Source organism: Candidatus Sphingomonas phytovorans, assembly GCA_029202385.1.
In the GTDB taxonomy this organism is placed as follows: Bacteria; Pseudomonadota; Alphaproteobacteria; order Sphingomonadales; family Sphingomonadaceae; genus Sphingomonas; species Sphingomonas phytovorans.
In genome coordinates, this window is sequence record CP119314.1 from 1,801,751 (window position 1) to 1,823,480 (window position 21,730).

22 protein-coding genes, 1 tRNA gene and 1 riboswitch are annotated in these 21,730 nt (G+C 65.7%); of the genes, 8 read left to right on the forward strand and 15 right to left on the reverse strand.

Translation table 11 applies throughout. The annotated features are described in order from the left end of the window. Window positions 1-44: 44 nt before the first annotated feature. A tRNA-Leu gene (locus P0Y59_08260) sits at window positions 45-129 on the reverse strand. A 95-nt stretch (window positions 130-224) separates the two neighbouring features. Here P0Y59_08260 and P0Y59_08265 point away from each other — a divergent pair. Then, window positions 225-410, forward strand: coding sequence for a hypothetical protein (locus P0Y59_08265; protein WEK01652.1), 186 nt, complete (start codon window positions 225-227; stop codon window positions 408-410). Between the two features lie 298 nt (window positions 411-708). Here the strand turns inward: P0Y59_08265 and P0Y59_08270 are convergent, their stop codons facing one another. The 8 genes from P0Y59_08270 to P0Y59_08305 form a co-directional block, all read right to left on the reverse strand. Further along, window positions 709-1,518, reverse strand: coding sequence for a hypothetical protein (locus P0Y59_08270; GenBank protein WEK01653.1), 810 nt, complete (start codon window positions 1,516-1,518; stop codon window positions 709-711). Beyond that, entirely contained in the window at window positions 1,515-1,856 is a 342-nt protein-coding gene (locus P0Y59_08275) for a hypothetical protein (protein ID WEK01654.1), read from the reverse strand. The genes P0Y59_08270 and P0Y59_08275 overlap by 4 nt, the downstream gene beginning before the upstream one ends. Before the next feature lie 151 nt (window positions 1,857-2,007). Continuing rightward, window positions 2,008-3,483, reverse strand: a complete 1,476-nt coding sequence (gene gatB / locus P0Y59_08280; GenBank protein ID WEK01655.1) for an Asp-tRNA(Asn)/Glu-tRNA(Gln) amidotransferase subunit GatB — start codon at window positions 3,481-3,483, stop codon at window positions 2,008-2,010. After that, window positions 3,476-3,889 (reverse strand): type II toxin-antitoxin system VapC family toxin, encoded by a 414-nt coding sequence (locus P0Y59_08285; protein WEK01656.1) that lies wholly within the window; start codon window positions 3,887-3,889, stop codon window positions 3,476-3,478. Before P0Y59_08285 ends, gatB begins: the two co-directional genes overlap by 8 nt. Continuing rightward, window positions 3,886-4,179, reverse strand: coding sequence for an AbrB/MazE/SpoVT family DNA-binding domain-containing protein (locus tag P0Y59_08290; protein ID WEK01657.1), 294 nt, complete (start codon window positions 4,177-4,179; stop codon window positions 3,886-3,888). The genes P0Y59_08285 and P0Y59_08290 overlap by 4 nt, the downstream gene beginning before the upstream one ends. A gap of 33 nt (window positions 4,180-4,212) precedes the next feature. Continuing rightward, window positions 4,213-5,697, reverse strand: a complete 1,485-nt coding sequence (gene gatA / locus P0Y59_08295; GenBank protein ID WEK01658.1) for an Asp-tRNA(Asn)/Glu-tRNA(Gln) amidotransferase subunit GatA — start codon at window positions 5,695-5,697, stop codon at window positions 4,213-4,215. A gap of 58 nt (window positions 5,698-5,755) precedes the next feature. After that, window positions 5,756-6,043 (reverse strand): aspartyl/glutamyl-tRNA amidotransferase subunit C, encoded by a 288-nt coding sequence (locus P0Y59_08300; GenBank protein WEK01659.1) that lies wholly within the window; start codon window positions 6,041-6,043, stop codon window positions 5,756-5,758. Between the two features lie 38 nt (window positions 6,044-6,081). Beyond that, complete coding sequence (locus tag P0Y59_08305; protein ID WEK01660.1) at window positions 6,082-7,875, reverse strand: DUF4153 domain-containing protein; 1,794 nt, start codon at window positions 7,873-7,875, stop codon at window positions 6,082-6,084. 222 nt (window positions 7,876-8,097) lie between these two features. Between P0Y59_08305 and P0Y59_08310 the strand changes: the two genes are divergently transcribed. Continuing rightward, window positions 8,098-9,204 (forward strand): DUF3089 domain-containing protein, encoded by a 1,107-nt coding sequence (locus P0Y59_08310; GenBank protein WEK01661.1) that lies wholly within the window; start codon window positions 8,098-8,100, stop codon window positions 9,202-9,204. Beyond that, entirely contained in the window at window positions 9,201-9,665 is a 465-nt protein-coding gene (gene ruvX, locus P0Y59_08315; GenBank protein WEK01662.1) for a Holliday junction resolvase RuvX, read from the forward strand. The genes P0Y59_08310 and ruvX overlap by 4 nt, the downstream gene beginning before the upstream one ends. Before the next feature lie 618 nt (window positions 9,666-10,283). Here ruvX and P0Y59_08320 read toward each other — a convergent pair. Next, window positions 10,284-10,859 carry a manganese efflux pump MntP family protein gene (locus P0Y59_08320; protein ID WEK01663.1) on the reverse strand — a complete coding sequence of 192 codons (576 nt, stop codon included), beginning with the start codon at window positions 10,857-10,859 and terminating at the stop codon, window positions 10,284-10,286. Between the two features lie 3 nt (window positions 10,860-10,862). Next, window positions 10,863-11,026: riboswitch (yybP-ykoY riboswitch) on the reverse strand. A gap of 238 nt (window positions 11,027-11,264) precedes the next feature. Here P0Y59_08320 and P0Y59_08325 point away from each other — a divergent pair. Further along, entirely contained in the window at window positions 11,265-12,542 is a 1,278-nt protein-coding gene (locus P0Y59_08325; GenBank protein WEK01664.1) for an MFS transporter, read from the forward strand. A gap of 123 nt (window positions 12,543-12,665) precedes the next feature. Beyond that, entirely contained in the window at window positions 12,666-13,274 is a 609-nt protein-coding gene (locus P0Y59_08330; GenBank protein ID WEK01665.1) for a hypothetical protein, read from the forward strand. Here the strand turns inward: P0Y59_08330 and P0Y59_08335 are convergent. Next, on the reverse strand, window positions 13,267-13,881 hold the full coding sequence (locus tag P0Y59_08335) for a DUF805 domain-containing protein (protein WEK01666.1): 615 nt from the start codon (window positions 13,879-13,881) through the stop codon (window positions 13,267-13,269). The genes P0Y59_08330 and P0Y59_08335 overlap by 8 nt on opposite strands. Before the next feature lie 96 nt (window positions 13,882-13,977). On the opposite strand from P0Y59_08335, the gene P0Y59_08340 reads away from it, so the two are divergent. Continuing rightward, window positions 13,978-14,967, forward strand: coding sequence for an aspartate carbamoyltransferase catalytic subunit (locus P0Y59_08340; GenBank protein WEK01667.1), 990 nt, complete (start codon window positions 13,978-13,980; stop codon window positions 14,965-14,967). Further along, entirely contained in the window at window positions 14,964-16,193 is a 1,230-nt protein-coding gene (locus P0Y59_08345) for a dihydroorotase (protein ID WEK01668.1), read from the forward strand. The genes P0Y59_08340 and P0Y59_08345 overlap by 4 nt, the downstream gene beginning before the upstream one ends. A 524-nt stretch (window positions 16,194-16,717) precedes the next feature. On the opposite strand, the gene P0Y59_08350 is transcribed toward P0Y59_08345, so the two are convergent. The 3 genes from P0Y59_08350 to P0Y59_08360 are packed head-to-tail and all read right to left on the reverse strand — an operon-like array spanning window position 16,718 to window position 19,602. Further along, the gene (locus tag P0Y59_08350) at window positions 16,718-18,097 is read right to left on the reverse strand and encodes an SPOR domain-containing protein (GenBank protein ID WEK01669.1); all 1,380 of its coding nucleotides are present in this window, start codon (window positions 18,095-18,097) and stop codon (window positions 16,718-16,720) included. Window positions 18,098-18,116: 19 nt separating this feature from the next. Then, entirely contained in the window at window positions 18,117-18,881 is a 765-nt protein-coding gene (locus P0Y59_08355; GenBank protein WEK01670.1) for a procyclic acidic repetitive family protein, read from the reverse strand. Window positions 18,882-18,885: 4 nt separating this feature from the next. Next, window positions 18,886-19,602, reverse strand: coding sequence for a ParA family protein (locus P0Y59_08360; GenBank protein WEK01671.1), 717 nt, complete (start codon window positions 19,600-19,602; stop codon window positions 18,886-18,888). A 184-nt stretch (window positions 19,603-19,786) separates the two neighbouring features. Here P0Y59_08360 and P0Y59_08365 point away from each other — a divergent pair, with 184 nt between their 5' ends. Further along, a complete protein-coding gene (locus tag P0Y59_08365) occupies window positions 19,787-20,836 on the forward strand; it encodes an SPOR domain-containing protein (protein WEK01672.1) in 1,050 nt (349 codons plus the stop codon). A gap of 15 nt (window positions 20,837-20,851) precedes the next feature. Here P0Y59_08365 and P0Y59_08370 read toward each other — a convergent pair whose 3' ends face one another. Beyond that, window positions 20,852-21,730 (reverse strand): helix-turn-helix transcriptional regulator, encoded by an 879-nt coding sequence (locus P0Y59_08370; GenBank protein WEK01673.1) that lies wholly within the window; start codon window positions 21,728-21,730, stop codon window positions 20,852-20,854.

A 21,730-nucleotide genomic window follows, 5' to 3' on the forward strand; every position in this document is an offset into this window, starting at 1 on the left:
CAGGGAATCACTGTTGCGGCACCCCTCGCCCAGCGCGACGAGACTGGTGCGGGCGAAGGGACTCGAACCCCCACATCTTGCGATACCTGGACCTAAACCAGGCGCGTCTACCAGTTCCGCCACGCCCGCATGGGACACCTTCGGTCGGCGGGGTCTATAGCAACTCGCACGGGCGTAGCAACCCGGCGCGATGCAAGTGCGTTACATGGCGGAGGAGAAAGCCGATGGCCACCACGCCGCCGCCCGAATTGCCGCCCGAACCGAGCACGCCGGCGCAGCCCGCCGCGCCCCCGCCGGAAGTGTCGCCCGTCGCCCCCGATATCGATGTACCCGCGCCACAACCGGGCGGCGATCCGGCGCCACCCGCCCCTGCCCCCGGCCAGCCGGTCGGTGAGGTGAATTTTCACTGAAAAGGAAAGCTATGATCGATCGCGATCCCAGTTGCCTGGCTCAGTTTGCCTGGCTTGGATTGTGCCAATCGCAGCGATTCCGAAGGAATCATCGAGGCCAGCAAGGAACGCGATAAAGCCCAGCGAAGGCGCGACACGCCCGACGCGGATAGCTACATATCCGCCGGATATCCGCCGGCGGCCGGTCAGTATCGACTGCACGGGCAGCGTGATCGGTACCGAGGACGGTGATGCGCAATAATCGTACGGGTAAATCGGGTGACCCGCGGTTGCGTTGCAACCGCGGGTCTTTGCCCACTTATTTGGCCGCAGTCGCCTTTTCGGACTTCTCGGCGACATCCGGCCAGCGATTGCCCGGCGTGCCCATGGGCACGTTGGGATTGGTAACCGCTGCGGCCGCTTCCGCCGTCTCATGCTCCATCTGGGGCAATCCCGTCATCCGGCTCACCATCCAACCAGAGGCATTGTCAAAGCGGGTATAAGTCAACTCGGCCCGTGCGCGCGGGAACGACGCCAGCATCGCCGGTACCTGATCGGTCTCGGTTGCCGCGTGGACGACCATCAGGTCCGGCATCGTGTAAGGTTTTTCAGCGAGGTCCTCCGAGACCTGCTGCCCCGCAAATTCAGGAATCGTAGTCGCCTCGTTCGGCAGGATGGTGAGGATTGTGCCGATATCGGTGATCTCACCCGCGCGAACCGTAAAGCGGTAGCTCCCCATGCAAAAGCAGGTCGATTCGGTGCCGGCGATCACATATTCGCCGGGCGTGAGCGACGTCAGAAACACGCCAGCCTCTCCCTGGGATATCGGAACCGTCCCGAAGGGCCGCGCACCGCCGATCAGGGCCGCGACATCCTCACCCTTCGGCAACGGATTCGCATCCTTTTTGTAGGCCGTCCGCAGCATGCCCCTGACCGGATCGATGCGAGTCACTACAACCGTGGGAGCGACTCCCTTGTCGGAAAGGGCCGGCCCCACACGGGCCAATAGATAGCCGAGACGCGCGTCGATCAGGATCGGCGCCTTGTTCTTGATCTGCTTCGCGGCATTTGCGGTGGCGGGAACGACAAACGCGGCAACCGCCAGCGCGGAAAGGAGAAGGCGGCTCATTTCGCAAGCTTTCGCGTGGAGGGAACAGGGCCAGTCATGTAAGCGACCATGCGGTCGATCGCGCCGTCGCCGCGAACAATCCTGTTCCAATCCTCTTCGGGCACATAATAGCGGGTGTAGCCGTGCATCGCCATGCAGTTGCGCATCGATGAATCACGACGACGACGTTGTTCCACACTCATCGCGATCGCATCCATGATACCGGCCAGCAGCCCGCCACCCATCACGGTCGAGTAGCGAGTGCCTCTCGGCGCTGGTCCCGCCCGGCCGGAAAGAGCCATGCAATAGGTCAGGTCAGCGCGGACGATGTCGGCCGACACGCCGTCGCCATAGAACATGAAGAACTTGCTAGTGTCGTCCCCCTGCTCCTTGTCGGCTGCAGATGCAGGACCCGCGAGCAAAACCGCTGCCGCAAACGCGGCCCACGTCAATCGTAACATCTAATACCCCCCGGTTATTCTTTCGATAACCTATCGTGGGCAGTCGAGATCAGGCAAGCAGCTTTTTCAGCAGGTCATTGACCACCCCGGGATTGGCCTTGCCGCCCATCGCCTTCATCGTCTGACCGACGAAGAAGCCGAACAACTTGTCCTTGCCCGAGCGGTACTCAGCGACCTTGTCCTCGTTCGCGGCCATCACGTCGGCGATCACCTTCTCGATCGCGCCGGTGTCGCTGGTCTGCTTGAGCCCGCGCTCCTCGACGACTATGCCCGCGCCCTGCCCGGTTTCGAGCATGATCTCGAACACCTGCTTGGCCAGCGTGCCTGACAACGTGCCGTCGGCGACGAGGCCGAGCAGTTCGGCCGCCTGGGTCGGGCCGACCGGCGATTCCTCGATACCCTTGCCGATCCGGTTGAGCGCACCGAACAGTTCCGACGTCACCCAGTTCGCGCCGGCGACCGGCTTCGCGCCGGCGTCGAGCAATGTGTCGAACCAGCGCGCGGCCTCGACCTCGGCGGTCAGCACCGCGGCATTGTACGGCGTGATACCCAGCGACTCGTAGCGGCGGCGCTTGGCGTCGGGCAGTTCCGGCAGGCTCGCGCGGCATTCCTCCAGAAACGCATCGTCGAGTTCGAGCGGCAGCAGGTCGGGATCAGGGAAGTAACGATAGTCGTGCGCATCCTCTTTGGAGCGCATCGACCGAGTCTCGTTCCTGTCGGGATCGTAGAGCCGCGTTTCCTGGACAATCCGTTCGCCGGCCTCAAGCGCCGTGACCTGGCGAAGCGCTTCCTGCTCGACCACAGCCATCACGAAACGGACCGAGTTGACGTTCTTCGTCTCGGTCCGCGTACCGAGCGGGTCGCCCGGCTTGCGGACGCTGACGTTCACGTCCGCGCGCATCGAGCCTTCTTCCATATTGCCGTCGCACGAGCCGACATAGCGCAGGATCGACCTGAGCTTGCGTAGATACGCGCCCGCTTCGGCCGGCGATGTCATGTCGGGGCGACTGACGATCTCCATCAATGCCACGCCCGAACGGTTGAGGTCGACATAGCTCTGAGTCGGATGCTGGTCGTGCATCAGCTTGCCGGCATCCTGCTCGACATGGATTCGCTCGACGCCGATTTCCTTGGTCGCTGCGTCGGGATCCTTCTCGTCAAGGCTGATCGCAATTTTCCCCTCGCCCACCAGCGGGTGATAGAGTTGGCTGATCTGATAGCCCTGCGGCAGATCGGCGTAGAAATAATTCTTGCGGTCGAACCGCGACCATTTGTTGATCGCTGCATCGATCGCCATGCCGGTGCGCACCGCCTGGCGGATGCACTCGCGATTCGGCACCGGCAGCATGCCCGGCATCGCCGCATCGACCAGCGACACCTGCGTGTTGGGCTCGGCGCCGAACGCGGTCGCCGCGCCCGAGAAGAGCTTGGCGTTGGAGGTCACCTGGGCATGGACTTCGAGGCCGATCACGACCTCCCAGTCGCCGGTGGCGCCACGGATGCGGTAGGTGTCTGCTTCAGCCATTGTCAGTCTCGGGTGTGATGAGGGTGAGTTCGGGAAAATAGGAAACGAAGCGTTGCCTGTCGCGCGTCAGGAGCCGCGCGCCAAGTGCAGAAGCATGCGCGCCGATGAGAAAGTCCGCCAGGATGGATCGCTGCTGCCCGCCGGACCGGCGATAAAGCTTGTGCGCCGCCCCTGCACGAAAAGCAGCGGCGGCGGGAATCTCCATCAATTCAATCCGCACGTCTTCAAAATAGCACAGCCCTTCCTCCAGATCGCCGAAATGCCCCGCGCACTCGGCGAGGACGACCAGGTTCGCCATCAATTTGTCCGCTGCGACCCCTTTCAAAACCTCACCACGCGACCACTCAGACCAGGCCGAGTTCTCTTCAAGCAGGTCAATGACGACATTGCTGTCAACGAAAATCATGCGTCGTGCAAAGGATCGGGCACGGGTTCACGAACCTCCGCCATATAGGCATCCGTGTCCTGCCCGGTCTGCAGATGTTTGTACTTCTCGCGAACACGATCCAGGTTCACCAAAGCAGCCTGATATCTTTTGTCGTAATCGTCGGGCCGCACGCCCTTGCGGATGATCGCCTCACCCTCCTTGTTCCAGTCGAATTCGACTGGCTCGCCCGGCTTGAGCCCGAGCGCATCGCGAACGTCCTTCGGGATCGTCACCTGGCCCTTGACGGTGAGGTTGCTCTGTTTGCTCATGCGCGAAGTATTACCCTTTTCCGGTAATACCGTCTACCACCACGCCTCCGGCCGCGCGACGAAGCCCGCGCGCTCTTCCAGCGCGAGGCCCGCATTCAGCACGCCTTGTTCGTCAAGCGGCTTGCCGATGATCTGCAGGCCAAGCGGCAATCCTGCCTTGTCGAGGCCGCCCGGCACCGACATCGCCGGCAGGCCCGCGAGCGAGCTCGGCACGGTGAAGACGTCGTTCAGGTACATCGCGATCGGATCGGCGCTCTTCTCGCCCAGCGCGAACGCAGCGGACGGCGCCGTCGGCGTGAGCAACAGGTCGCAGCTTTCCCAGGCCCGCTCGAAATCGCGCGCAATCAGGGTGCGGACCTTCTGCGCCTGCGTATAATAGGCGTCGTAGAAGCCGGCGGAGAGCACATAGGTGCCGATCATGATGCGGCGCTTCACCTCGTCGCCGAAACCGGCGGCGCGGGTCGCTGCATACATGTCCTGCAGGTTCGCACCATCGGGCAGGTCGCGCAGGCCGTACCGCACGCCGTCATACCGGGCGAGGTTCGACGAGGCTTCAGCCGGCGCGATGATGTAATAGGCCGGCAGCGCATATTTGGTGTGGGGCAGGGAAACCTCGACGATCTCCGCACCCGCGTCCCGTGCCCAGTCGATGCCCTGCTGCCACAATGCCTCGATCTCGGCCGGCATGTTGTCGACACGATATTCCTTCGGGATGCCGATGCGCTTGCCGGCGAGACTGGCGGACAGGCCCGCCTCCCATTTCGGCACTGCCAGATCGAGCGAGGTCGAATCCTTCGGGTCGAAGCCGGCCATCGCCTCGAGCATGATCGCGCAGTCGCGCACGTCGCGCGCCATCGGCCCGGCCTGGTCGAGCGATGAGGCGAACGCCACCACGCCCCAGCGCGAGCAGCGGCCATAGGTCGGCTTGATGCCCGCAATGCCGGTAAAGGCGGCTGGCTGGCGGATCGAACCGCCCGTGTCGGTGCCGGTCGCCGCCGGGCACAGCCGTGCCGCGATCGCCGCCGAGCTACCGCCCGAGGACCCGCCCGGTGCCAGCGGTGCGTTGCCACCGTCTGCCCGCCGCCACGGCGAGATCACATTGCCGAAATAGCTGGTCTCGTTGGACGAGCCCATCGCGAACTGGTCCATGTTGAGCTTGCCCAGCATGCCGGCGCCCGCATCCCACAGCTTGCCGGAGACGGTTGACTCATAAGGCGGCGTGAAGCCTTCCAGAATGTGGCTCGCCGCGGTCGAGGCCACACCCCTGGTGCAGAACAGGTCCTTCATGCCGATCGGCACGCCAGCCAGCGGCTTTAGCGTCTCGCCCGCCGCCCGCGCCACATCAGCCGCATCGGCGGCGGCGATGGCGTGGTCGGGCGTTTCGACCAGGAAAGCGTTGAGCACCTTGGCCTTGCTCACCTTGACGACGAATGCGTCAGCCACGTCGCGCGCCGAGAAGGCGCCCGAGCGCACACCGTCGCGGATGGCGGCAACGCCCAGATCGGTCAGTTCGGTCATGCTTTTGATTCCTGGATCCCGGCCTGCGCCGGGATGATCGAATGCCGCCGTGCGATCATCATTCGATCACCTTCGGCACGGCGAAGAAGCCATGCTCCGCCTGGGGCGCGTTGGAGAGCACCGCATCGCGGACATTGCCGTCAGTGACGACATCGTCGCGTAGGCGCAGATGGTTCGGGATCACGGCGGTCATCGGCTCGACGCCGGTCACGTCGACCTCGCCGAGTTGCTCGATCCAGCCCATAATGTTGTCGAGTTCCGGCGCAATGCGCGCGGCCTCGTCCTCGGTGATCGCGATGCGGGCAAGGCTCGCGATCTTCTTCACGGTTGCGATATCGACTGACATGGCCGCGCGGCTAGCAGAGCGCGGCCACGACGCGCAACCTATTCGAAGGGTTCACCCACCGGAACGCCGCCGATGAACACTCTGCGGCTCGGCACGGTGCGTATCTCCACCTTGCCGTCAGCCATCCCCGATTTGAGCGCAGCGCGGCCAGCCGCGTCAGGGCGTGCCATGTCGCCATCAACGACCAGGCGCCACGTATCGCCCGTGCGCGCATACCGGATCACGCATCGGGAACCCATCGCGAGCCCTGGCAATTTCATATCGCGCGGCGACGGATCCCGCGCCACGCCCTCGACACAGCCATCCTTTATCAAGACAGCCGCCACGGCACCCGGCGAGTAAAGCATGGTGCATTTGCTTTCCCCACAAGCACTCCAATCGGTCAGAAGCGTCCTCAACCCTTCCGGCACGGCAGTCCCAGCGGGTAGCAAGCGAAGGCGTCTGGCGAGATCGTTTGCCACCTTCCGGGTCCTGTCGATATCCTCGACACCGTACCGGTTGCCTGCCTTCATCGCCTGTTTCGCCCGATTGGCAATTTCGCTGTTCTTCGATGCCGCCAGTCGCTTCACGGCGGCCTTGCCCGGATTACCGAAATCGAATCCGAGCGCCGCCCAGTCGAACTTGTCGGGCGCGATCCTGCCCGATTCGAGCCTTGCGACCTGATCCGCCGTCGAGATGGCGTCAAAACTCAGGATCGGCGTGGCAAGGAACAACGCGACCGCCGTGACGATGAACGCGATGCGCAGGTTCGCCGGACGAACCCTCGCCGCCCAGCCGTTCCGCCCAAGCCCGAGCGCCACCAGATACGCCACGCCATAGACCGTCGCGAGCATCACGAAAACCAGCGCCCAGAGCCGATCCGGCGTGAAGCCATATTGCGCGATGCGAAGGCCGGTCGCGATCGCCGCGATCACGCCAAGCGGCAGCATCGCCAGCCCGAGCGCCATCGCGCCCCAGCGCAGCACCGGGTTGGTCGCCTCCTCATCCTCGCCATTGCCGATCACCGCATTGGCCAGGATCAGCGCGCCGATTACGCATCCAAGCAGGATCGGGGTGGTCGACTTGGTCGCTTCCCACAGCGCGCCGAGCCCGGTGAACGGCAAGGCGACCAGGAACAGCAGCAGCCGGGCGCCTAGTACCGGCGCAAGGACCGCCAGCACGGCCGTTACCACACGCTGGAGCAACCGCACGATCCGGTCGCGCTCGCGAAACAGCCCGAGCGCGCCGCCGAACGCCGCCCCGGCCAGCCCGGCCGCGAACCAGTCGCGCCGGAGCATTTCCCGAATGAGATGCAGGCCGATCAGGTCGAACAGCGCGGCCAACAGCCAGGCGAGCGCGAAAACGATCCCGACGAAGATCCAGCACGCGAACCAGAGGACGACATTGGTCCAGGCATGGCCATGGACGTCGCGATAGGGGAAACGCCACCCACCCTCGTCGCGTGCCGTCTGGAACAAGGGTACCGCGATCGCGATCGAGAGGAACAGGCTGGCATAGCGCCAGTCGCCGAAATCGCTCCAGCCGGACTGTCCCCCGTTCCAGTAATAGACAAGGGCCGCCATCGCGCCGGCCAGCAGTGCGAAGCCAGCCGCCCAGAACAACCGCACCCGCTCCACACCGAAACCGAATGCCATCGCGCCAGTGCCGATTCCCACCGACAGCGCAATCCGCCAGCTTTCGAGCGGCACATAGGAACGACCATAGCCGAATCCGCGATCGACCAGTTGCTGGATCGCGATCGCGGCGACTACGCCGAGTGCCGCGAGAAATACCGGCCGCAGGCGCCACGCCGAATGCGCGCGCTCCCCGGCTTCCTGCTCCGGATCCAGCATCGACTATCCCCTTCCACCCTCGCATGGAAACATGGCCGCCCCCTGCCGGAGGTCGGCGGCGCACCCGCCGGTCGCGATCTGCCCGATCGACATCACGCGCCCTTCCCGTCCAGATTGAGCGCGGGACCGAAGCCGATTGCAAGCGTCGCGTTCCTGTTGCACGGAATCCGCCCAGGGCCGCCGCGGCCTTCGCTTCGCTGAACATTCTGGAGAACAGAGGCCTTGGCCCGGAAATTCCTCTACGCCTTCGCCGTCCTGATCATGCTGGTGGTCGCCGCCGGCTTTGTCTTCGCCCTGTTCGGCGCGCAACTGATCCGCTGGTCGAAAATCCCCACCGCCCCCTTCGAAGCGCAGGCACCGGTCAAGGCCCAGGCCTATGCCGATCCGGGGATGTGGATCGCGCGGCCCGACCGCCCGGGCAACCCGGCGCTCTGGACACCTGCCGGCTACAAGCCCGCTGCCGCGCCGGACGCAGCGATCTTCTTCATCCACCCGACCTCCTACATGAACGGCGCGCACTGGAACGCCCCGCTCGACGATCCCGAGGCGAACGCCGTCGCCGACCTGTTCCTGCGCGCCCAGGCCAGCGCCTTCAACGAATCCGGCGCGGTCTGGGCACCGCGCTACCGCCAGGCGACGTTCGGCGCCTTCCTGACCAACAAGCCGGAAGCGGGGAAGGCGCTCGACCTCGCCTATGGCGACGTCACGACCGCCTTCGACCAGTTCCTGAAGGAGGCCGCCGACCGCCCGATCATCCTCGCCGGGCACAGCCAGGGCGCGTTCCACCTAAGCCGATTGCTGCGCGACCGGATCGCCGGCACCCCGCTCGCGAAGCGGATCGTGGCCGCCTATGTCGTCGGCTGGCCCGTATCGAGGACAGCCGACCTGCCGGGCATGGGCCTGCCCGAATGCGCGACGGCCGATCAGTCGGGATGTGTCCTTTCCTGGCTCAGCTTCGCCGAACCCGCCGATCCGTCGCTGATCTTCGAGACGTTCGACGCGACGTCAGGCCTGACCGGCACGCCCCGCAAGGACACCGCCATCATCTGCACCAACCCGATCACCGGCACGGCGAATGCCGACGCGCCCGCGACCGCCAATCTCGGCACGCTGATCCCGGCCAAGGACCTCGGCAGCGCAACGATCGAACCTGGCCGCGTTCCCGCGCGGTGCGAAGGGCGCGGCCTGCTGATGATCGGCACGCCGCCCGATCTCGGCAATTATGTGCTGCCCGGCAACAACTACCATGTCTATGATTACAGCCTGTTCTGGGCGAATGTCCGCGCCGATGCCGCCCGGCGCCTCGCGGCGTTCAGGGGCGTCAAATGATCACCACCGACCGCGCCGTCTTCCGCGATGCCCTGCCCGGCGGCGGCCGGCTGATCGGGCTCGACGTCGGCACCAAGACGATCGGGACGGCGCTGTGCGACGCGGGGTGGAGCTTCGCCAGCCCGGCCCTGCTGATCCGCCGCACCAGGTTCCAGAAGGACAAGGCAGCGCTCGCGACGCTGATCGCCGAGCAGCACGTGAAGGGCATCGTCATCGGCCTGCCGCTCAACCTGACCGACGGCAGCGAGAGCCCGCGCAGCCAGTCGAGCCGCGCCTTCGCCCGCAACATGGAGGATCTCGGCCTGCCGATCTTCCTCCAGGACGAACGCTGGTCGACCCAGGCCGTGACGCGCACGCTCATCGAGCAGGACGTAAGCCGCGCCAAGCGCGCCGAACGGGTCGACAAGATGGCCGCCGCCTACATCCTCCAGGGGGCGATCGATGCACTGGTGAGCGGTTAGTGGTCGAAATCTGACCCCTGTGACACCGGTCTTGGCAAAGGCCCAAGCGGGGATAGATGGGTGGATAGGCGACAGTCTCTTTTCCGGCGGCGCTTACGACTTAGCTGTCATCCACTCTCGCGACCCGCAACTGGGTCGCGCGGATCATTGGCTTACCTGTCGCTCCATTCGGAATGACCTCGCCTGATAGGAATACGACCCGCTGCACAAAACCAAGGTCACTCGCAGGTGTTGAATGCACGATGCGATCGTAGGCTTGATCCACGGCATCACCAGCAGTCGCAAAGCCGACGGCGGGACAGTTCCGCCCTCGTACAGAAGCCCCACACTCGATGCACTTGTTACCTGCATAGGCAACGAGGACCGCGGTACCCTCCACCTTATCGCCCACAGATACAGACCAGCAGCGATCCGCTGTTATGTGAACCGGTTTCGAAGCACATGATGCAACCGCGAGGGCACTCATCAGCAAAAAGTGTAGTGACCGCATTTAGACAACGTCACAGAATCGTTGAATGGCCGCAACTGGGGCGACAACGGCCTACCGGTGTTGGCGACCGGTTCCGGGGCCGACGAACCGCGTGAGGCGGGCGTACCGTCAACGCGCCTACTGGATCATCAAGCCGCGATGTTCAGCAATCCGAGATGCTCTAACAAGATTCCCGATCCAATACCGATAAGGACGATGCCGCCGACAATCTCAGCCCATTTGCCGAACCGCAATCCGACTACACTGCCGATCAGCATCCCAACGGTGGTGAACAAAAACGTCGTCAGGCCAATGCTCGCCGCGATTACCCAGATGTTCACACCGATGAACGCCAGACCAACACCGATTGCGGCAGCGTCCAGGCTCGTGCCGATGGCTGTGGCGATTAGCGCCCACGCACCAGATCTTGACAAAGCCGGAGCTTCCTCCTCGCGACGCCAAGCCGCGTCGATTATCATTTTACCGCCGACAATGCCGAGAAGGCTAAAGGCGATCCAGTGATCGACCTGCTGAACGAAACTGGCTGCGACCAGGCCGAGGGACCAACCAATGATGGGTGTTAGCGCTTCGATCACACCGAATACAGCACCGGCGCGCACGGCCTTGATGAATGAAGGTCGATTGGAGGCACCGCGGCCCACCGCCGCTGCCAGTGCGTCGGTTGACATGCTCATCGACAAAAGAGCAATTGCACCAGGGGTCATTACCTTCTCCGCCGGACAACGAGACGCGCATCCAACCCGGCCGGCCCGGGGAAGGATTGCGCTGGTCTCGCTAGGCGATGAAATTCGCTGATCGCACCACGCCCGAACAACGAGCGATTATGTTGACGCGATCCCGGCAAAGATACCGGAAGCTACTCCCCAACAGGTTCGATTTGGTTACATGTTGCTGCGACGCAGCGCAACACGAAATTCGAAGCGAAAATGTTTCTCGGCAGCGCTGCACGGGCCGCGCTATCAGGATTCTGTCCGTCCACACGCACGACCCCAATGATGAATTGAGCGGGCTCGGCGAACGTGCTCGCCACGCACCATGGCCACTCAACAACCAGTAAACGACGCGGAAAACGGGTTGCGGTTCGGCGGGCCTCCGCCATACTGACAAACATGTCAGCAAATCAGCCCACGACCGACGGAAAGCATGAATGGCGACGCGGCTGGCCGATCGTCGCCGGTTCGGCCGCGCTGTTCGCCACCGGGCCCGGACTCTACCAGAACCTGTCGAGCCTGTTCGTGCCCGGCATGCAGGCGAGCTTCGGCTGGTCGCGCGGAGACATCTCCACCGCGGCGGGAATCGGACTGCTCGGGGCATTGTCGGCCCCGTTCATCGGGCGACTGGTCGATCGCATCGGGGCGGTCCCGGTGCTGATCGGGTCGGCCCTCGTCCTCGGCGGCGCTCATGCTTGGCTCGCGGGGATGACCGGCGCCCTGTGGCAATTCCAGATCGGCGTCGCGCTGCTCGCCCTCTCGGCGCCGGGGATCAGCGCCCTGGTGTTCGGCAAATTGATCGCGCGCCGGTTCGACCGGCATCGCGGCTTCGCCCTGGGCGTCGCCACCGCTGGCCTGTCGGTCTCGACCTTGCTGCTGCCACCGCTGATCGCCTGGGTGATCGCGGTATCGACTTGGCGCTCCGGCTATCTGTTGCTGGCCGGTGCGGCGATCCTGGCCGGCTTGCCGCTCGCGCTGCTGGCGATACGCGCGACCCGGCTTGAGCCGATCAGCGTCACCGGCGTGCCCGTACCGGACCATCCCGGCCTGACCGGCCGCGCCGCCCGCCGCACCGGGATTTTCTGGCGACTGGCGCTCTCGATCGCGCTGGTCAACATGGCGACGATCGGCTTTGTCACCCAGCTCGTCCCCTTCGGGATGGATCGCGCCCTGGGCGTCGGTGGTGCTGCCATGCTCGTCTCGGCCTATGCGCTGTCGCAAGTGGTCGGACGGCTCGGCATGGGCGCATTGGTCGATATCTTCCCTGCGAACCGGTTGGCGGCACTCGTCAGCCTCGTTTCCGCGGCCGGCTTCGCGGTGCTTTTCACTGACAGCCCCGGCCTCGCGATCGCCCTCGTTGCCGTATTCTTCGCCGGCCTGATGAACGGCGCCGAGCAGGACCTGCTGCCCTATCTCGTCTCCCGCCTGTTTGGCCTTCGCGCTTATGGCGAGATCTTCGGCAGCCTGTTCATGCTGTCGCTGTTCGGTTCGGCCATCGGAATCGTCGGGTTCGGCCGCCTGCACGATTCAACGGGCGGATATGATGTCGCTCTCCTCATCGCGGGCATCGCGATGGTCGTGGCCGCCGCCCTGCTGGCATCGCTGCGCGCGACGGCGGAAAAGCAGGACAACATCGAACCGCTCATATCACAGGCGTTCGTGCCCGGCGGACACTGATCCGATCCTTCAGTAGATACAGCCCTGCCCCCGGGCCCGGCGAAACCGCCGGTTTGAACGTTGTTATGCTGGCGACTGAGCCTTTCCGGCGTATCATGTCCGTGGTTGTCGGGGGGCTCCATCATGCAGTCGATCCTTATCAGCACGTCACGCAGATCACTCGTTGCGGCCTTGTCGCTGGCCCTGCTGGGCGGCTGCGCCGCCAGCGGGGTCGATCGCCCGGCCAACGCCTCTTCGGCCGCCAAGTGCGATATCCAGTCGATCGAGTCCCGCCCCGGCCGAATCTGGTGGAAGGAACAGCGCTGGCGCTACGCCACCGATGCCGAGGCGACCGCCGCTTACCAGGCGATCACGACCGGCAACGATCCCTGGCCCAACTGGTTCACCCCCCATGAGCAGGATCTGGCGGTTGGCGTCCGCTTCCAGATGGCGGTGAGCAAGGGCCAGCCGGAAACCAGCCCCGGCGGGTTCGGAACGTTCGACGATGTCGCCAGCGTCCGCGACGTCCGCCGCTATCTCGCGGTCCGCTATGCCTGGAAACCGGAGGTCGACCGCGTCGTCACCTATGAGGTCATCAAGCCGCTCCCGGTGAAGATCGGGCCGATCGGCCCGCAGACCGACCCGCATGGCTGCGCCTGGTTGCCCGGCCGCTGGTCGCAATTGCAGATGCAGGTGCCGCCCGCGACCCGGATCGACTATCTCAAGGTGATCGGGGTGCGATCGATCAAATAGCATCTCCGGACTTGCGCGGATCCTCGCCGAAGCGATTCGGCCCCTTGGTGCCATCCAGCACAAGCTGGATCACCAATAACCCGAGCGACGCGAGATACAGCATGTTGTTGATCACCAGCATGCCGAACAGGCTCAGATCGGGCTCTCCCGTGCCATTCCCGAAACTCGCAAAGACGCGCGGCATCATCCCAAGACCGATCATCAGGAAAATCGCCGCCGGCAGACCCCAACATCCCCCCTTGCCCCGGTCATGAAGCCGGCGCGCCACGGCGCTCGCCACCAGGACAAGAGCGACGCCGAAGATCACGGACAGTCCCGTCACCAGCCCCGCAAAATCCGGAATCAGTTCCGGATGATTGCCCTCGATCGAGATCGAATAGCTGCCCGGGCCCGAGGTGACCCTTGCCTGATCGGGATGCTCGACGGCAAATTGCCGCATCTTGGCCATGGTGGACGTCATCATCGGCGCCATCGCGGCAAACATCGCCAGCATGCTCAAGCCAATCACCGTTCCGGCATAAACCCAGAATTGCGCCAGCGTGTCGCGCCCGGAAAAGCGCCCGACATTACGCAAGCCGCGCCAGATTATCCTCAAGATTTCCCGCATCGTCGCTCCCCCCGCGCCGCTCTATTCTAGGCTTAGCGCCGATCCCGGTCCATCCATCTTGCGCCCCGCCCCTACCCTCGCTACCCGATCCCTTTAATGCCAGCCTCAGATCACCGCCCCGCGACCCTCATCCAGGGCAGCGCCGTTTTTCCGCACCGGCACCTGACCGGGATCGACGGATTGCAGCCCCACGAAATCATGTTCCTGCTCGACGAAGCGGAACAATGGGTCGAAGCGAACCGAAGCCGGGCGAAAAGCGACAAGCGGCTCGAAGGCCTCACCCAGATCAACGCGTTCTTCGAGAACAGCACGCGCACGCTTCTCTCGTTCGAGATCGCCGGCAAGCGCCTGGGTGCCGACGTGGTCAACATGCACGCCGCCCAATCCTCGGTGAAGAAGGGCGAGACGCTGATCGACACCGCGATGACGCTCAACGCGATGCGCGCCGATGTCATCGTCATCCGCCATATGAGCTCGGGCGCGGTGCGGCTGATCGCCGACAAGGTCGATTGCCCGGTGCTCAATGCCGGCGACGGCAGCCACGAACACCCGACCCAGGCGCTGCTCGACGCGCTGACCATCCGCCGCCGCCGCGGGTCGGTCGCCGGCCAGCGAGTCGTCATCTGCGGCGACGTGCTGCACAGCCGGGTCGCCCGTTCCAACATCCTGTCGCTGACGGCGCTCGCCGCCGAGGTGCGGGTCTGCGCCCCCTCGACGCTGATGCCCGCCGCGATCGAGCGGATGGGCGTGACACCTTTCACTGATTTCGACGCGGCGCTCGACGGTGCCGACGTGGTCATGATGCTCCGCCTCCAGACCGAGCGCATGTCGGGTGGCTTCGTCCCCTCGATGCGCGAATATCATATGCGCTACGGCCTGACGCTCGACCGTCTCGCCCGGGCCAGGCCCGATGCGCTGGTCATGCATCCCGGCCCGATGAACCGCGGCGTGGAGATCGATTCGAACGTTGCCGACCATGCCGAGCGATCGGCCATCACGGAGCAGGTCGAGATGGGCGTGGCGGTGCGCATGGCCTGTCTCGACGTGCTGACGCGACGAGCCCGCAAGGTGGAGGGCTGGGCATGATCCGCGCCTTCTCCAACGCCCATCTGGTCGGTGCGCAGCTAGGCGGTCCTGAAACACTGGTGATCGATGCCGAGAAGATCGTCTCGACCGGCGCCGGCACGATACCCGAGGGTGCCGACCTCACCGATTGCGCCACCTTAGGCCGCTCGGTCCTCGTCGCGCCCGCCATCATCGATCTCGGCGTCTTCTCCGTCGACAAGGCGGCGTGCCGCGCCGGCGGCATCGTGCGGGTCGGGCTGATGCCGGATCAGTCGCCGGTGCTCGACGACCCCGGGATCATCCAGCGCGCCGCCGACATGGGCAAGCCCGACATCTGGGTCCATCCGATCGCCGCCGCGACGCGCGGCCTGGCCGGTACTGACCTGGCCGAAATGGCGATAGCCCATGATGCCGGCGCCCGTGCCGTTGCCACCGGCCGTCGCTGGATCGCCGATTCAGGCGTGATGCGCCGCGTGCTCGCCTATGCGCGTGACTGCGACCTCACCGTCATCGCCCATGCCGAGGATGCCGGGCTCGTCGGCTCGGCCGTCGCGACCGAGGGCGAGACCGCGACCCGTCTCGGCCTGCCCTCCGCGCCGGCCACCGCCGAAGCACTGGCGATCGCCCGCGACCTGCTGCTCGCCGAGGAAACCGGCGCCCGCATCCACTTCCGCCAGGTGACGACGTCAGCCGGCTTCGACCTGGTCCGCCGCGCCAAGGCGCGCGGCCTGCCGGTGACCTGCGGCATCACCCCTGCCCATCTGTTCCTGTCCGACAATGCGATGAGCGATTTCCGCACCTTCGCGCATCTTTCCCCCGCGCTCCGCAGCGAAAGCGATCGTCAGGCGGCGCTCGCGGCGGTCGCTGACGGCACGATCGACATCCTCTGCTCGGGCCATGATCCGCGCGGGCCAGAGGAAAAGCGCCTGCCCTTCGCCGATTCCTCCGCGGGCATGGCCGGCGCCGAGACCCTGCTCGCGCTGTCGCTCGGGCTGGTCCGCGATCAGGTGATCGGGATCGACCGGCTGTTCGCCTTGCTCGCCGCCAATCCGGCGAAGATCCTGGGGCTGGATTCAGGCACGCTGACACCGGGCGCGCCCGCCGACTTCATGCTGCTCGACTGGGAAGCGCCGTGGCAGATCGATACTGATCGCATGGTCGCGAAGGCCGGCAACACGCCGTTCGACAAGCTACCGGTGCAAGGCAAGGTGCTTCGCCTGTTCAAGGGCGGCAGTGAACTACGCTAGCGCTCAAGACTGCGGATAGTGTTTCGAAACCGACCCGTGGGCAGCGCAAGATAATGGTTCGCGCGGAGGGCGCGAGGACGCCGAGAAGAAGCTGCGCCCAGCAACTCGGCGGTTTGCGATGGCGAGGGCGCCTCGCAAACGGGGAACTCATCAGCGCAGGCTGATAGAGATCGAAAACGAACTCCGTGTTCTCTGCGCCCTCCGCGCGAACAATTCTCTTCGATTCAACCGCACCAATAACGTGAATGTCGATCCGGCCCAGCTTCAGCCGTCATGCCGGACTGGTTCCGGCATCCACTGTCCCGCACGCTCCTCGCCACCCGGTTTGCGGAACGGCGCCGCCTGGGACAGGTTCGGGGCGACAACTGCATTCACTATACTCGCGCGGACCCGTTCGAGCCGGATCGCGAAGCCGTGTCGCGGCACAACCAGGACACTCTGGATGCAAAGAACGGCGGAAACCAAAAGGCCCCGCCGTTCAGGTCTGGCAATGTAGGACGAGCATCGCCCGCCCGGCGACGAAATCAGCGCGAAGCCATCTGCCGGCCGGCGGGATGTGCCCATAGCGCGACCTGATCGCCGGCATGGGCGCGGACGAAGCAATTGCCGCCCTTGGCCTTGTAGCTGCGGCACAGCGCATCTGCCTCACCGCGGGCGAAACCGCCGACCGAAAGGCGATAGAAAGTGCCCGCCTTCGACGTGATGCTCATGCCCGAAGGCGTCTGCGCGGCGAAGCTCGCATTGCTGCGCGTGACTCGGGTCCAGGCATTCTTGGCCACCGCCGCATTCTCGAATGCGCCGAGCTGGACGAAGAAGCTGCCCTTGGCCGGGGTGCGCGGCGCGGCCGTCGCGCTCGCCACGCGGACCGGGGCTGAAACCTCGGACGCCGGAGCGGGACGCGACACCGGCTCCCTGACACTGGCCGGGAGGTGCTGCACGACTTCCTCGCGCGGGCCAAAGACCACGCTGGCAAAGGCAGGCGCCGGTGTCGAGGCAACCTCGACCGGCGCCGGGGCAGGCGTTGCGCCCGCATCGGGCACCGGCGCGGCGGCGGGAACGGGCGTTCCCATCTCCTGCGCTATCTTGGCGGCATTCTCGGCCTGGCCGGGCATGAACGCATCGACCGGCGCAAGGGCGGCGAGCCCGACACCCGACGTCGCGTTCAGCGCAAGCGCGGTCGGCTGGCCGGGATCGCGCACCGGCGTGACGCCGAGCAGCGAAGCGACCTGGTCATAGGCTGATTTCGGGCGGGCAAAGGTCGCCCATTGAGTCATCCGCTGATCGACCTCGGCCGGCGCCAGATCGACGGCAGCCATCATCCTGGCATCCTGCCAGCGGCCGGCAAGCGCGAGGCTGAGCGCGAAATTCTGCCGGGTCTTGGCGTCGGCCCCCGGGGTACGCACCGCTGCATTCAGCATCTCGACCGCACCGGCGGGGTCACCCGCCAATGCCATGGCCAACCCGCGGTCGCTGACCGGAATGATGTCCTTGTGCGTATCGAGCGTCTGGCGCGCGCCGCTCCAGTCGCCCGTGGCGATCTGGGTCAAGGCGAGGTTGAGCGGCAATTTGCCGTTGCTGGCATCGAGCGTCATCGCATCGGCAAAGGCCTGACGCGCTGAATCGAAACGACCGGCACGGAGATAGCTGTTGGCCAGCAGCACGCGGAAGCTCGTCACCTGCGGGCGGAGGCCCACCGCGGCTTCGGCATGGGCCACTGCCTGCTCGGGCCTGCCGCCGGCGAGCGCCGCCTGCGCCTTGCCGGCTTCGGCGGCTGCCTTGCGCTCGGCGCGCGATTCGTCGCGCGCGCTGGCAAAGGCAATGCCGCCATGCGAGGTGATGCCGGCCAGTGCGCCGCACGCCACCAGCGCGCCGAGCCCAAGAGTGACGATCGCCCGGGTCTTCATCGGAATTCCCCTGTTCAAATCAACGTGTCGCGCGCGGCGGCAGCTGGCGGACCAGCTCTTCCACCTCGGGCAGAGAGTGCAGGAAGCTGTCGAGCGCCTGAGTCACCAGGACCTGGGCCGAACAATTGTGCAGCGCGCTCGCAAGACGAAGGCGCAGATGGCGCTCCTGGTCGAGGCGGAGCGTGAAGGCGGCCTTGCCTTGCTTGGCCAATGTCTCGCGCCCGATACGCGCGGCGGTCGCCGACGAAATGGGGGCTGGCGAGATGGCGGCTGGCGAGACGGGAACCGGCGAAGCAGGAGCCGGCGCAACCGGCGCAGGCTTCGCGGTCCGGACGGCGAGTACCGACATTGGCTCGGGTTGGGACTCTGGCTGGGGCTGGGGCTCGGGCTCGACCTCGGCGGCGGGTTCCGGCTCGAGCTCCATTGCCTCATATGCGGGTTCGGGCTCGTAGCTGTCCTCCGGCTCATCGGCCGGCTCGTACTCGTAGGAAGGCTCAAGCTCGATCGCGCGCCTTACGACCGGCAGCGGTGCCTCGAACTCCTCCTGCAATGCCTCGCGCTGGCGCAGAACGGGCGGCACGGCGGCCGGCGGCGCATAGGCCGGCTCGGCGCCATGGCCGTCCGGATGCCCCATATCGTTCCAGCCGAGATCGTCCTGCGCGCCGGGGATGGCGCCAAAGCCGCCGAACCCCTGTGGCCGCATGGCCGGACGAGCCTGCCCCTTGCGGGCGAGCAGCGTCGACGAGAGCGAAGCGAGCGGCTTGGGCTGTCCGAACGTCGTCATCGGATCACCCCACCACACGGCGGCCGAAGCCGCCTGCTGCCGGACGCTGCGCGGCATAGCCGTGCGCGGCCGTTGGCGCCGCGAACACGGTGCGGCGGAAATTCTTCTCGAGGCGGTCGGAGATATAAGTCCAGAGTGCCTGGATTTCCTGGCTCGACCGGCCATTGCCGTCGACTTCCATCACGGTCCGGCCGTCGATCATCGAGGCGGCGAAATCGGTGCGGTGATGGACGGTGATCGGGGCGACAGTGCCGTGCTGCGACAGCGCGACGGCGGCTTCGGAGGTGATTTTGGCCTTGGGCGTGGCGCCGTTGACGACGAACAGCAACGGCTTGCCGGCGCGTTCGCAGAGGTCGACGGTGGCGCCGACGGCGCGCAGGTCGTGCGGTGACGGGCGGGTCGGGATGACGATCAGTTCGGCGACGGCGATCACGCTCTGGATCGCCATGGTGATGGCGGGCGGCGTATCGATCATCGCCAGGCGGAAGCCCTGCTGGCGCAGCACCTCCAGGTCGGCGGCGAGCCGGGCGACCGTGGTCTGGGCGAAGGCGGGATATTCGCTGTGCCGTTCGTTCCACCAGTCGGACAGCGACCCTTGGGGATCGATATCGATCAGCACGACCGGGCCGGCCCCGGCCAATTGAGCCTGGACGGCCAGATGCCCTGACAAGGTCGTCTTGCCCGATCCGCCTTTTTGCGATGCCATCGCGAGAACGCGCATGTGCCCCTTCAACTCCCGCTATTCGAGGAGGTTGAATGCCATGCGAGACGTCAAGAAGCGGTTAACGAGCCTTCCGGACGGCCAGGTCAGTCCCCGGCCGACACAAACTCCCTAACGGAATCTTTGCCAAATGCCGGATAGAGGGCATTATCACCCCTGTAGCGTAGCGGGGATTGGAGGCATCATGCGCAAGGCGTACCTGCCGGCGGCTCTTGGCCTTGCCGGCGTCATTATCGCGGTGGCGTCACCTGCCCTTGCCGACGTCAAGGCGGGCGTCGATGCCTGGAGCCGGGGCGAGTATCGCAAGGCAGTCGACGAATGGCGCCCCGCCGCGATCGCGGGAGACGCTGACGCACAGTTCAACCTCGCCCAGGCCTATAAGCTCGGCCGCGGCGTGCCCGTCGACATGGCGATGGCGGAAAGCTGGTATCGCAAGGCAGCGCTGCAGGGCCAGGTCGAGGCAGAGGCCAATTACGGGCTGATCCTCTTCCAGAACGGCAAGCGCACCGACGCGCTCCCCTGGCTCGAGAAATCGGTCGCTCGCGGCGAACCGCGCGCGCAGCTTGTGCTCGGCACCATGCTCTACAATGGCGATGGCGTCGCGCGCGACTGGCCGCGCGCTTATGCCCTGCTCGTCCGCTCGGCCGCGCAGGGCCAGCCCCGCGCGTCGGAGGTCCAGGCGCAGATGGATCAATATATCCCGGCCGCCGATCGTCAGAAGGGGCTTGCGCTCGCCCGCCAATATGAAGCCGAGGCGCAGCGCCCGGTCCTGCCGCCGGAGATCACCGGCCAGGGCAGCCAGGTCGCGATGCGGGGCACCGATCTACCGCCCTCTTCCTACGACCAGCATCGCGGCGCACAGCCGAACGTCGACGCGCCGCAGCCGTTCGCACCGCCGCCACCGGTCGTCGCCCATGTCCCGACGCGGCGTCCGCCGCCACAGCAACAGGCCGTCGCCACCACGGCGCCACAGCCGGGCCGCAGCGGGCCGCCCGTCGCCGGTCGCGGCTGGCGCATCCAGTTCGGCGCGTTCCGCGACGAAGGCAATGCGACCGCCTTGTGGGGCAAGCTCAAGGGTCAGGTCAGCGCGCTGGCCAGCCTCCAGCCCTTTCTGGTGCGTACCGGCACCCTGACCAAGCTTCAGGCGGGGCCACTGGCGTCCTCGGCTGACGCGGCCCGGGTCTGCAACGCAGTAAGGCCGACCAGGACGCCCTGCGTGCCGGTCGCGCCCTGAGGTGCAGCGCGCCTTTCATTCGCCTGGGATGCTCTCCCCGCGCACTCTCGACATATAACGGCCGGGCGACGTGCCGAGCGCCTTGCGGAACATCGTGACGAAGCTGCCGGCGCTTTCGTAGCCGAGATCGGCCGCCACCTGTTTGATCGGGGCACCCTTTGCCAGCCCCTGCAGCGCGAGCAATATCGCCATTTGCTGACGCCAGCGGCCAAAGCTCATACCGGTCTCGCGCGCCAGGAGCCGGGCCAGCGTCCGTTCGCTGAGCCCCACCCGCCTGGCCCAGATCTCCGCCGTGCCGCGATCGGACGGGTCGGCCATCATCATCTCAACGATCCGGCGCAGCCGCTGGTCGGCCGGCATCGGAAGATGCAGTCGCTCGACGGGAGCCGCCGCGATCTCGTCGATCAACAGCGTTGCCAGATGCGATTCCCTACCGCCTTCCGGATACAGGGCCGGGAAACGGGCCGCGCCCACCAGAAGCTCGCGCAAGAGCGGCGTCACGGCAACCGTGCAGCACCCCGTGGGCAGGCCAGCGGCCAACGCCGGATCGATGAAGGCGTTATAGCCTTCGATCGTCCCCGAAAACTTGATTGAATGCATCGCGCCACCAGGTATCCAGACAGCGCATTGCGGGGGGACGATCCAGAGCCCGCTGTCAGCCTCGCAGATGAGGACCCCTCGCAGCGTCAGCAGCAACTGCGCCTTGCGATGCCAGTGATGGGGCAGTTCCACGCCCGTCGTGACCATCGACACGCCGAACGCGACCAACGGACGGGGGATCTCGTCCGGATCGAGCATGTCGTCCGAATAGGCCATGATGTCGTTCAGCATTGGCATCGGTTGCCTGGCCTCGCTCGCCCGGATGATTGGCAGGATATCCGAATAGTTTGTCAC